General features: G+C 72.8%; 9 protein-coding genes. 5 read left to right on the top strand and 4 right to left on the bottom strand.

The window, feature by feature from the left end:
* Positions 1-3 precede the first annotated feature (3 nt).
* The 3 genes from J5Y09_RS16670 to J5Y09_RS16660 all read right to left on the bottom strand — a co-directional run bounded on the left by J5Y09_RS16670 (position 4) and on the right by J5Y09_RS16660 (position 5,422).
* On the bottom strand, positions 4-1,752 hold the full coding sequence (locus J5Y09_RS16670) for a ShlB/FhaC/HecB family hemolysin secretion/activation protein (RefSeq protein ID WP_209352940.1): 1,749 nt from the start codon (positions 1,750-1,752) through the stop codon (positions 4-6).
* Between the two features lie 149 nt (positions 1,753-1,901).
* Positions 1,902-2,459 (bottom strand): OmpA family protein, encoded by a 558-nt coding sequence (locus J5Y09_RS16665; RefSeq protein WP_209352939.1) that lies wholly within the window; start codon positions 2,457-2,459, stop codon positions 1,902-1,904.
* 65 nt (positions 2,460-2,524) lie between these two features.
* Complete coding sequence (locus J5Y09_RS16660) at positions 2,525-5,422, bottom strand: FAD-dependent oxidoreductase (RefSeq protein WP_209352938.1); 2,898 nt, start codon at positions 5,420-5,422, stop codon at positions 2,525-2,527.
* A 73-nt stretch (positions 5,423-5,495) separates the two neighbouring features.
* On the opposite strand from J5Y09_RS16660, the gene J5Y09_RS16655 reads away from it, so the two are divergent.
* From J5Y09_RS16655 to hydA, 5 genes are read left to right on the top strand one after another with little or no spacing between them, the layout of a single operon-like run.
* Complete coding sequence (locus tag J5Y09_RS16655; protein ID WP_209352937.1) at positions 5,496-6,407, top strand: dihydrodipicolinate synthase family protein; 912 nt, start codon at positions 5,496-5,498, stop codon at positions 6,405-6,407.
* A 13-nt stretch (positions 6,408-6,420) separates the two neighbouring features.
* On the top strand, positions 6,421-7,248 hold the full coding sequence (locus J5Y09_RS16650; protein WP_245217185.1) for an ABC transporter substrate-binding protein: 828 nt from the start codon (positions 6,421-6,423) through the stop codon (positions 7,246-7,248).
* A 26-nt stretch (positions 7,249-7,274) separates the two neighbouring features.
* Positions 7,275-7,964, top strand: a complete 690-nt coding sequence (locus J5Y09_RS16645) for an amino acid ABC transporter permease (RefSeq protein WP_209352936.1) — start codon at positions 7,275-7,277, stop codon at positions 7,962-7,964.
* A 37-nt stretch (positions 7,965-8,001) separates the two neighbouring features.
* Entirely contained in the window at positions 8,002-9,333 is a 1,332-nt protein-coding gene (locus tag J5Y09_RS16640) for a cytochrome P450 (protein ID WP_209352935.1), read from the top strand.
* Positions 9,334-9,391: 58 nt separating this feature from the next.
* Positions 9,392-10,882, top strand: a complete 1,491-nt coding sequence (gene hydA / locus J5Y09_RS16635; RefSeq protein WP_209352934.1) for a dihydropyrimidinase — start codon at positions 9,392-9,394, stop codon at positions 10,880-10,882.
* On the opposite strand, the gene J5Y09_RS16630 is transcribed toward hydA, so the two are convergent.
* Positions 10,875-11,585 carry a hypothetical protein gene (locus tag J5Y09_RS16630; protein WP_209352933.1) on the bottom strand — a complete coding sequence of 237 codons (711 nt, stop codon included), beginning with the start codon at positions 11,583-11,585 and terminating at the stop codon, positions 10,875-10,877. The two genes, hydA and J5Y09_RS16630, sit on opposite strands and share 8 nt — an antisense overlap.
* Positions 11,586-11,672: the final 87 nt, after the last annotated feature.

Genomic DNA, 11,672 nt, shown 5'->3' with positions numbered 1-11,672 from the left:
GTCTCAGAACCTCACAAGCGTACGGAAAATGAGCTGCGTTGCGCGGAGCGGATCGGCGGCCAGGCCCTCGGGGCGCGTCGTCAGGCGGCGCGCCAGTTCAAGGTCCAGTTGCACGGTGTCGGCGACCACCGTCCGCACGCCGCCGCCCCAGGAGGACAGCCGGCGATCGGCATCGGTGTCGAGGTTCTGGTAAGCCCAGCCCATGTCGCGGAAGACGTACAGCTGCGTCGAGCCCCGATTGTTCCCGAGCGCGGGCTCGGCCGGTATTTCGTAGGCCAGATCGAGCTGCAATTCCACTGCGTAACCGTATCCCCAATCGCCGGTCACCTGCCCCGAATAGTAGCCGCGGCCGAGCCGGGACCCGCCCAGGTAGTATTTCTCGGCGGGTGGGAGTACCGATGATGAGTATTGCCCCGACACATACGCCTGAACGTTGACCATCGCCCCGTCGAAGGGGGCGAAGAGCGGCTGGATCCGCTGGTATTCCGCCGTCATCTTGGTGAAGTCGAACTCGCTGCCGATGCGTGTCGCCTGCGTGTCGTTGCTCGCCGTCGCGTCCCACACCGACAGGCCCTGGTGGATGCGCACGGAACCCTGGTTCGTCGCCGCCGGCAGGAAGGGCGCGAATTCGTCGAGCGCCTGCATGTCGAAGCCGCCGCGCCCGGTGCGGATGCGGTCGCGCCCGGCGATGGTCCGCCCGCCGCCGCCGAAGATGCCCACGCCGGTGAAGACGTCGCTGTCGAAGATGTCGAACTGCGCGATCGCCCAAAGGTTGGCGGGGCGGGACCGGATGATCGGGTAGGTCGCGACGACGCCCGCGATGCGCGTCTCGCCCTCATAGCCGATGGCTTCCAACTGGCCCGACGGCGTGGTGTTGCCCATGCCGGCATAGACGCGCACGCGCAGGCCGGAGCCGCCGATGAAGGTCTCGACGCCGCCCTGGACGAACCATTGCGTCGACTGCTCGGCGCCGAAGATCGAGACCTCGGTCCGCTCGCCGTACTCGGTCATCGAGTTCACCCCGGCGACCAGCAGCCCCTGCCAGGGCCCGGTCAGCCGGTAGCCGCGGTTGTCGAGGTTGAAGTAGCCCGACAGCGCCGAGCGGCTGATCTGCGCCACCAGCCGCAGCGCGCCGGGTTCGCCCTGGATCGGCTGCAGCACGCCGCGCACGCGCACGCCGGGGATGTCGGAGGCGAGCAGCAGCGCGCGCTCGACCGCCGCGGTCGAGATCGGCCGGACGTCCTTCACGCGTTCGAGGAAGCGCAGCACCTGCGTGCCGGCCGGCCCGATGTCGCCATCGAGCCGCACATCGGCGACATAGCCCTCGGTGACGGTGAAGCGCGCCTCGTTCCGCCCGCCCGGGCCGGGGACGAGGGTCGCGGCGATCGAGACGAAGGGGTAGCCCGCCCGCCGATAGGCGCCGAGCAGGGCGAGCCGCGTCTCCTCGATCCGCGACAGCGCCACGGTCTGGCCTTCGAGGCCGGAGACGACCGCGCGGATGCGCCGTTCCCGCAGCGCCGTGTTGCCCTGCACCGTGGCGGTCGAGATGGCGACCATGCGGCCTTCGCCCGGCCCGCGGCGCGCGGCCTCGGCGGGCGGCTCGGCGCGCGGCGACAGCACCGGGGCGTCGGGCGGCGCGACGCGCTCGATGATGCGGGACGGCGGCGGGGGCGGGCGCGGGATGCCGCCCGGCGCCTGCGCCGCGGCGAGCGCCGGCAGCGTGAGGATCAGGCCGGCGACGGCCCATCGCATACCGGAATGAGAGCGGAACTGCGCCACGGTGACTCACGAAGCGGTTTTCGTGAGTCTACCGACCGTTAGCCCGATTTCTAAACACGATACGTTGACACAGCGCAATTCCGCGCCGGGCGTCACTTGCGCGCAACGGTTGAAGCCCCCGGCTACTCGCCGATGTTCAGGATCTGCACGCGCCGGTTGCGGGTTTCCGGAACATTATCGCTTGTTGCTACCAGGAGTTGTGTCTCGCCCAGCCCGAGCGTTTCGAGGCGGCCCGGCGCGATTCCGTGCCGCGTGATGAGGCTCGTGCGCACCGCCTCCGCCCGCCGTTCGGACAGGCGCAGGTTCATCGCCCCGTCGCCGACCGTGTCGGTGTGCCCTTCGATGCGGATGCGCGAGCGCGCCAGTTCCGGCGCGGCCAGCGCGCGGGCCAGCGCCGCGACGACGGCGTCGGCCTGCGGCGTCAGCGTCGCCGATCCGGTGGCGAAGGTGACCATCAGCGACACGGCGGGGATCTCGGGCGGCGCCGTTGTCGCGGCCTGGACGGGGCCGCTCGGCGTGATCGGGGCGGTGACCGCGTCGGCCTCCCGCCCCGGGATGCGGATGCCGCGGGTCAGGTTGCGCACGATGCTGTCGGCCATCGGGTCCGGCGCGGCCGGGGCCTGGGCGGCGGCGGGCAGGGCGGACAGCCCGGCGAGCAGGGCAAGGAGCGGGGCACGCATGGGGGCGACCTCCAGACTTCGTGCGCGCACTACAGCATATCCGGCGCCGGGCGTGGTGATGTGGGTCAACCGAAGCGCGCGATGGCGAAGTCCGCGGGCATCCTCTCCCGCCCCAGCACGGCATCCGCCGTCATCCGCCCGCAGACGGGGCCGAGCGTGTAGCCGGAGGAGGTGACGGCGGCGAAGAGCCCCGGGCAGCCGGGCGCCTCGCCCAGGATCGGCGCGCGGTCGATATGCACGTTCATCCCCGTCCAGGCGCGCAGCACCGAAAGCCCGGCCACGGCGGGCACGACATGGCCCGCGACCCAGAGGTTCCCCTCGATGCTGGTGCGCCGGTTGCGCGTGGCGCCCGTTGCCGGGTCGTGCGTGCCGGGCCAGGCGCCGCCGATCAGCAGGTGCCCGTGCGGCCCCTGCTTGAGCGAGAGATGCCGCCCGGCATGGGCGACCAGATGCGGGATGAGCGGCCCCGTCGCCTCGGTCGCGATCACCTGCTGCACCAGCCCGCCGACCGGCAGCCGCACCCCCGCCAGCGCCGCGATCTGCCCCGACCACGGCCCCGCCGCGACCACGACGCGCCCGGCGCGGATCGTCGCGCCTTCGGTCGCGACCGCGAAGCCGGCGCCCTCGCGCGAGATGCCGGTGATGGCGACGCCGCCCGCGACCCGCGCGCCCGCCCGCCTGGCCAGCGCCAGCAGCGCCGCCGTGCCGCGCAGCGGGTCGATCTGCCCTTCCGCCGGGCAGAAAGCCGCGCCCATGAAGCGCGGCGCGAGATAGGGGGCGACGTCGCGCAACTCGTTCGCGCCGAGCACATGCGTCTCGATGCCCGCGCCGCGCTCGACCGCGGTCTTGCCGCGCAGCCATTCGAACTCGGCCTCGGTCTCGGCGAGCATCAGCCCGCCTTCCGTGCGGATGCCGCAGGCCTCGCCCGCGTCGCGCGCGATCTCCTTCCACAGATCGATGGAGCGCGGCCCGAGCGGCAGCGTCGCGGCGGCGGGGCCCGCGGTGCCGAGCGCTTCCGCCTTGTCGCCGAAATCATAGGGCAGCAGCTGCACATGCAGGCTGCCGGCATTGGCGGTGCTGGCCGCGAGGCCGGGTTCGGAGCGGTCGGCCACCAGCACGTCGACGCCCTCGCGCGCCAGATACAGCGCGGTGGACAGGCCGAGCACGCCGCCGCCGATCACCAGCACCTCGCAGGCCCGGTCGGCGGGTGCGAGCGGCACGCTGGGGCTGCGCCAGGCGATCGGCGCGGGGGCCTCGATGACGGGGGCGTCGATCTGCGCTTCCGGCACCTCCCGCATCAGCGCGGCGGCGGGGATGGGGCGGATCGGCGCGCGCGGCGCGGCGAAGGCGGCCTCGGCCGCCGGCGCGCCGGCGAGCCGCGCGACCGCGGCCGCGCACATGCGCCCCTGGCAGCGGCCCATCCCCGCGCGCGTTTCCTTCTTGAGCGCGGCGAGCGTACGCGCCCCGCCCGCCATGGCGGCGCGGAGGTCGCCCGCCGTCACTTCCTCGCAGCGGCAGAGGATGGTGGCATCCGCGATGGCCGCGACGTCGAAGGCGGGGGCGGCGAAGATGCGCCACAGCGCGCGCTGGAAGGCGACGGCGCGGTCGAGGTCCCGCCGCGCGCCAGAATCCTCCGGCGCGGCGAGGCCGATCTCCCGCGCCGCGGCGAGGCCGGCGAGCCGCCCGCGCGCCAGCGCGATGCGCGACCCGCCGATCGCCGCGCCGTCGCCCACGGCGAAGACGCCCGCGACGCTGCTGCGGCCTTCTTCATCCGTCTCGGTCTCGAGCCGCCCGATCTCCGCGCCGGGTCCGTCCGTCGCGAAGCGCTGCGCGCAGCCGAGGGCGCGGGCGAGCCCGGTTTCCGGCTGGAAGCCCATGTTGAGCGCGGCGGCGCCGGCCTCGATGCGGCGCTCGCCCGATGGTGTCGCGATGCGCAGCGCTTCGAAGCGGTCCGTGCCCTCGCAGGCGAGGATGGTGCCGCCCCAGATCACCGGCACCCCGGCGCGCTGCAGCGTGGCGATGTAGCGCAGCCCGTCCCAGGCGAGATCCGGGGAGGATCTCGCCAGCGCCAGCAGGTCGCGCCAGGCGGCCAGGCCCGGCTTCGGCGCGGCTTCGACCACCGCGGCGACCCGCACGCCGCCGGCGAGCAATTCGTAGGCGAGTTGCAGGTTCAACGGGCCGGATCCCGCGATCACCACGCGATCGGCCGGGCTGACGCGCTGCGCGCGGGCGAGCGTCTGCATCGCGCCCGTCGTCATCACGCCCGGCAGCGTCCAGCCGGGCACCGGAACGGGCCGTTCATGCGCGCCGGGGGCGAGGATGAGGCGCCGTGGGCGGAAGGTGGTGGCCGCGCCGTCGACGAGGGCCGCGATCTCCTCCGGCGCGAAGCCGCCCCAGACGGTGGCGCCATGGTGGATCGTGACGCCTGCGGCGCGGGCTTCGGCGAGCAGCGCGGCGCCCTGGCGGAACTGCGCGTCGGGGGCCGCGTGCGCGTGGCTTTTCGCCAGCGGCTTGAAATACTGGCCGCCGGCCTCCCCGCGTTCGTCCAGCACGACCACGTGCGCGCCCGCCCGCGCGGCGGCGATGGCGGCGGAAAGCCCCGCGGGACCCGCGCCGACGACCAGGATGTCGCAGGCTTCCTCGCGCGATGCCTCGGCTGCCGCGGCGAGCGGCGCGGGGTCCGCCGGCGGGGCGCCGTCCACGCGCATGCCGGCTTCCGCCTTCACCAGGCAGGCGCGCTGGCCGGCGCGGCCATCCACCGTGACGACGCAGTCGAAGCAGGCGCCCATGCCGCACCACAGGCCGCGCGGCGCGCCCTTCGCTGTCTCGCGGAAGGCGAGGATGCCGGCGGCCGAGAGCGCGGCGGCGATGGACTCGCCTTGCAGCGCCTCGACCTCCCGCCCTTCGAAGGTGAAGCGGATGGGTGCCGAGGCGCGCGTGATGGCGGGGGAGGTGAGTCGCATGCCCTTGCCGGGAAGGAGAAAAGAGTTTCCGATCATCGCACGCGCCCCGCGCGCGTCCATCCCCGGAGGCCGCATGTCCCGAGAGCCCTTCCGCGGCACCTACACGGTGCTGATCACGCCCTTCACGCCCGACGGATCGGCGGTGGACCACGCGGCGCTCGCACGGCTCGTCGAATACCAGGTGCGGGAGGGCGTGCGCGGGCTGATCCCGCTCGGGTCCACCGGCGAGTTCCTGTCCGTCTCGCGCGAGGAGCGCGCGGCGATCGTCGAGACGGTGATCCGCGCGGCGAAAGGCCGCGTGCCCGTCGTCGTCGGCACGGGGGCGGAGGATACGCGGGAGGTCGTCGCGACATCCAAGGAAGCCGAGGCCCAGGGCGCGGATGGGGTGATGATCATCCCGCCCTTCTATTCGGTGCCGACGCTGGCGGAACTGGTGCACCACTACGACACGGTGGCGCGCGCGATCGGCATCCCGATCATGGTCTACAACAACCCGGCCACGGCGAATGTCGACATGACGCCGGCGATGCTGGCCGAGATCAGCCGCATCCCGAATTGCCGCTACGTCAAGGAAAGCACGCTGGAGGCGACGCGCGTGCGCGACATCATCGCGCTGTGCGGCGAGCGGATGGAGGTCTTCGCCGGCGTGCTCGGCTACGAGAGCGCCTGGCTGGGCGCGATCGGCTGGGTCGCGGTGTGCAGCAACGTCGCCCCCCGCCTGTCGAGCGAGATGTTCGACGCCGCCGCCTTCGAGGCGAACCGCGACAAGTCGCTCGCGCTCTATCGGAAACTGGCGCCGCTGCTGCCCTGGGTGGGCGGGCCGCGCTACGTGTCGGGCACCAAGGCGGCGTTCCGGCTGATGGGCATGGACATGGGTCCGCCGCGGCCGCCGCGCCTGCCGCTGCCTTCGGCCGACATGCCCGCGCTGGCGCAGGTCTTGCAGGGCATCGGGCTGATGAGCGTCGCCGCCCAGGCGGCGGAATGACAGGGAGCGCACCATGATGGACCGTCGCCTTTTCCTCGCCGCCGGCACCTCGCTGCTGGCGAGCCCGGCGCTGGCGCAGGCGCCCGCCTGCACCCAGGCCGTGCCCAACAGCGAGCTGGTCAAGGCCGGCACGCTGACGCTGTCGACCAACCCGACGCTGCCGCCGATGCAGTTCGTGGACGGGCAGGGCGTGCTGCGCGGCATGCGCGTGGAACTCGGCGCCGAGATCGCGCGCCGGCTCTGCCTCCAGGTCGAGCATGTGCGCGTGGAATTCGCCGCCATGATCCCCGGCCTCGCCGCGCGGCGGTGGGACATGATCAACACCGGCATGTTCTACACCGAGGAACGCCAGCGCCTGATGTGGCTGGTGCGCTACGAGCAGCAGGCGATCAGCGTGTCCGTCCCGCGCGGCAACCCGCGCAACATCCGCCGGATCGAGGACCTCGCCGGGCTGCGCGTGGGCGTGGAGCAGGGCGGCTTCGAGTTCCGCCGCACCACGGACATGTCGAACGACCTGCGCGCGCGCAACCTCGCGCCGCTGACGATCCGCGCCTTCGACAACTTCGCCGTATCGTTCCAGGCGCTGCGCGCGGGGCAGCTCGACGCCGCGATCTCCATCGACAGCACGGGCAAGGAATATGACGACCGCGGCGAATTCACCCGCGCCATCTCCGGCCTGTACGGCACGCCGATCAATTTCGGCTTCCGCTCCAGGCCGCTGGCCGAGGCGGTGGCCCGCGCGCTGACCGCGATGAAGGCGGACGGGTCCTTCGATGCTCTGCTCGGCCGCTTCGGCGTCACCGCCTATGACGGGCCCTTCGAGGTGGTGGGGCCGAGCTGACGCGCCGCGCCCGCGGGTCCTGACCGATGCAGGTATGGCGCTGGGACGGCTTCTTCGATTCGCTCTTCAACGCCTACCTGTTAGAAGGCGCGCTGATCTCGGTGGGGCTGACGGCGGGCTCGCTCGTCTTCGGCCTTGTCATCGGCATCATGATCGCGCTGGCGCGGCTGTCGGAACACCGCGCGCTGTCCGCCTTCGCGGCCTTCTACTGCTGGTTCTTCCGGGGCACGCCGCTGCTGGTGCAGCTGCTGATCATCTACACCGGCCTGCCGCTGATCGGGCTGCGCTTCGACGTTTGGGAAGCGGCCCTGATCGGCATCTCGCTGAACGAGGGCGCCTACCTGTCCGAGATCGTGCGCTCGGGCATCCTTTCGGTGCAGAAGGGGCAGCGGGAAGCCGCGCTCGCGCTCGGGCTGCATCGCGGCCAGGTGTTCCGCCTGGTGACCTGGCCGCAGGCCTTCCGCGTCATGATCCCGCCGCTGGGCAATTCGGTGAACGGGCTGCTCAAGACGACGTCCATCGCCTCGGTCATCAGCGTCGACGAATTGCTGCGCCGGACCCAGCTGCTGATCCAGGAACGCTTCCTGGTGCTGGAGCTGTTCGTCGTCGCCGCGCTCTACTACCTGCTGATGACGACGCTGTGGGACGTGGTGCAGCGGCGCCTGGAACGCCGCTACGGCCGCGGCTACGGGACGGAATCCGCCGACCGGCGGTGACAAGCCCCGCGGCGCGGGATACCATTATGGTATCGCAATGGATGCCAGCGCCGCCGACTTCGTCCCGCCGATGCCGCCGCCGGTCGGGCGCGCGCTCTCGGCCTTCGCCGGCCTGCTGCAGGCGCGGCGGGACGTCCTCTCGATCTTCCCCGAGGACGCCTATCGCCGGCAGGTCTTCTCCGCCCGCCTGCCCGGGCGGCTGATCCTCGTCGCCAATACCCCCGACGTGGTGCGGGCGGTCTTCGTCACCCGTCACGAGACCTACCAGCGCAAAAGCCGCTTCCTCGAGGATGCGCTGCGCCCGGTGATCGGCGGCAGCGCCTTCATCGCATCCGGAGAGGACTGGGCGGAAAAGCGCGGCGCCATCGTCCCGCCGCTGCACCCATCCGTCGTCTCGGGCTTCGAGCCCTGCTTCGAGCAGGCAGCCGCGGAACTGGCCGAGGACTTCGCCCGCGCCGAGGGGCCGGTCGACGTCGCCGTCGCCTATGCCGCGGCGATCACGCGGGTCATGCTGCTCGCCGTCTTCGGCCCCGGCGTGGCGCGGGAGGAAGCGGCCGAGATCGCGCGCACCTTCACCGCCTACCAGGACGCGGCCGAGGTGGTGGACCTGTTCGGCCTGATCGGCCTGCCGGACGTGGCGGGCTGGCTGACCCGCGCGCGCGCCAATCGCCTCGCCGCCGAGATCCGCGCGCGCGTCGCCGCCCTGCTCGCCGCCGCGGGGCCGGAGGGCGGGACGCCGCTGCTCGCTTCCCTGCGCGCCGCGCGGCGGGAGGACGGCTCGCCCATCCTCGCCGGCGAAAGGCTGCTGGACGAGGTGGTGATGCTGCTGCTGGCCGGCAGCGAGGGTGCCGCGATCACGCTGACCTGGACGACGATGCTCGCCGCGCTGCACCCGCCTTCGGCCGACCGCATCGCGATCGAGGTGCGGGCCTCGAAGTCCCACGACTACACCCGCGCCTTCATCCAGGAGGCGATGCGGCTCTATCCGCCCGTCGCCGTGCTCGCCCGCCAGGCGACGCAGCCGGATCGCATCCGGCGCTGGCGTGTCCGCAAGGGCGATGTGGTGCTGGCCGTGCCCTGGCTGCTGCACCGGCACGAGGAATTGTGGGAGGCGCCGCACCATTTCCGCCCCGAGCGTTTCCTCGGCCCCCAGGCGCGGCCGCGGCCGCGCTACGCCTACCTGCCCTTCGGCATCGGGCCGCGCATCTGCGCCGGGGCCGCCTTCGGCATGGCGGAGGTGCGGACCTTCGTCACCACCCTGTTCCAGCGCTTCCGCTTCGCGCTGGCCCCCGGCTTCACGCCGCGGCCCAATTGCCGGCTCGCGCTGCGCCCGCGCGGGGGGATGCACCTCGTCGTCACGCCGCGCTGAGGCTTGTCCGCGCCGCCGCCGCGCCGCACCATCGCGGCGCAGCAGACGGGGGCAGACCATGGCGGAATTCGACCTGGCGGTGCGGGGCGGGCAGGTGGCGACGGGCTTCGGCACGGTGCGCTGCGACATCGGCGTCAAGGACGGGCGCATCGTGGCCCTGGCCGAGCGCATCGCGGACGCCGCCCGCGTGGTGGAGGCGGACGGGCTGCTCGTGCTGCCCGGAGGCGTCGACAGCCATTGCCATATCGAGGAACCTTCCCGCGGCGGATACGCCAGCACCGGCGCGGCCGAACCGCCCGTGACGGTGAACGAGGAGACCTTCGCCACCGCCTCGGCGGCCGCCTTCGCGGGGGGGACGACCTCGGTCGTCTGCTTCATCCCGCAATGGAAGGGCTTCGGCGTCTGGGACCGCTACGTCGACTACCGGGCGCGGGCGGCGCGCGGGATGCTCGACCATTCCTTCCACCAGATCATCTCCGACCCGACCGACGCGGTGATGGACCAGGAGGTGCCCCGCGTGGTCGCGGAGGGCGTGCGCAGCCTGAAGGTGTTCCTGACCTATGAGCCGCTGCACCTTTCGGACGCGCAGTACCTGCGCGTGCTGACCAAGGCGCGGGAACTGGGCTGCCTCGTCACCGTGCATTGCGAGAACTACGAGGCGATCAACTGGCGCACGCATGAACTGCTGAAGCACGGCATGACCGCGCCGAAATACCACGCCTGGGCGCGCCCGCCGGTCGTCGAGCGCGAGGCGACGCACCGCGCCATCGCGCTCGCCGAGCTGGTGGACCAGCCGATCCAGGTCTTCCACGTTTCCTGCGCGGAAGCGGCCGAGGAGATCGCCCGCGCCCAGGCGCGCGGCGTGAAGGTGTGGGGGGAGACCTGCCCGCAATACGTCGCACTCACCGCCGCCGACATGGATCGCCCCGGCTTCGAGGGCGCGAAGTTCATGTGCAGCCCGGCGCCGCGCACGAAGGAGGAACATGCCCGGGTGTGGGAGATGATCCGCCGCGGCACGCTCGACGTCATCTCCTCCGACCATTGCGCGTTTTCCTTCGAGGGGGATCGCGGCAAGCGGCAGAACGGGTCGGATGCGGTGTTCCGCGACATCCCGAACGGCATCCCGGGCTTCGCCGCGCGGCTGCCGATCATCTTCAGCGAGGGCGTGTCCAAGGGCCGCATCACGCTGGACGAATTCGTGCGCCTGACCTGCACCAATCCCGCGCGGCTGATGGGGCTCGCGCCCCGCAAGGGCATGATCGCGGTGGGCAGCGACGCGGACCTCGCGCTGTGGGATCCGAAGAAGAAGGTCACGATCACCAACGCGCTGATGCAGCACGCGATCGACTACACGCCCTACGAAGGCATGGAGGTCACCGGCTGGCCGGTCGCGACCATCCGCCGCGGCGAGGTGGTGATGAAGGACGGCAAGGTGCAGGCCGAACCCGGCACCGGCCGCTTCCTGCCGCGCGCGCCCTACGAGATGATCCGCCCGCGCGGCATCACCCCGGACGGCTTCGACCCGGCGCCGTCCCGCGCCTTCAGCTGACCGGCTCGGCGTAGCCCACGGCCCAGAGCCCGGCCTCGTCGTAGTCGAGCGCCGTCGCATCGGTGACCGGCGCGGCGGCGAGAAGCGCGTGGATGCGCGCCCGCGCGGCATCCACGCGGCGCTGCATCCCTCCCGCGCGCGGCGGCGTCGCCGGCGCGGCCAGCAGCCCCGCGCCGGACCAAGCGAGGCGCGTCGTCCAGGTTTCCCGCAGGTCCGGCCCGCGGCCCCGGCGCAGCACCGTCTCGTGCCGCAGCAGCAGCGCGTCGCGGGCGGCCGTCGCCTCCAGCGTGCCGGTCATGCGGCGGGACGCTGCGCTGGTCTGGGCGTCGCGGAAGGACAGCGTCTCGATGCCGAGGATGCGCAGTCCCGCCGCATCGTCCCAGCCGATCGCCGCGACCAGCCGCTGCGCGACGCCGGTCCCGCGATTGCCCTGGAATTCGGCGAGCAGCACCTCCCGCCCCGCGAGCGGCAGGGCGCGCAGCACGCGGCCATCGCCGTACCAGGTGGGCAGGCGGACCTCGCCCTGCGCCCCGAAGGCGATGGCGAAGGCCTCGCCGCGCTCGCCCCGCAGGGTGCGCGTCGCGATGCGCGTGCGCGGCGCGCCGGGGCGGAGCGCGATGGCAGTCGTGGCGGCGCGGGCCTGCCGCGAAAGAAAGGGCGCGGCAAGGGCGGCGAGGAGCAGCGGGCGGCGGGGGATGGTCATTCTGGCGCAGGATTACACCGGCACGTGCGGCGCGCGGCACCGAAGCGCTTCATGCCCGCCATGCGGCGTCCTTGCCCATCCGCGACC

Source organism: Roseomonas nitratireducens (genome assembly GCF_017813355.1).
Taxonomy (GTDB): Bacteria; Pseudomonadota; Alphaproteobacteria; order Acetobacterales; family Acetobacteraceae; genus Neoroseomonas; species Neoroseomonas nitratireducens.
This window is presented reverse-complemented; position numbering and strand designations above follow the sequence as displayed.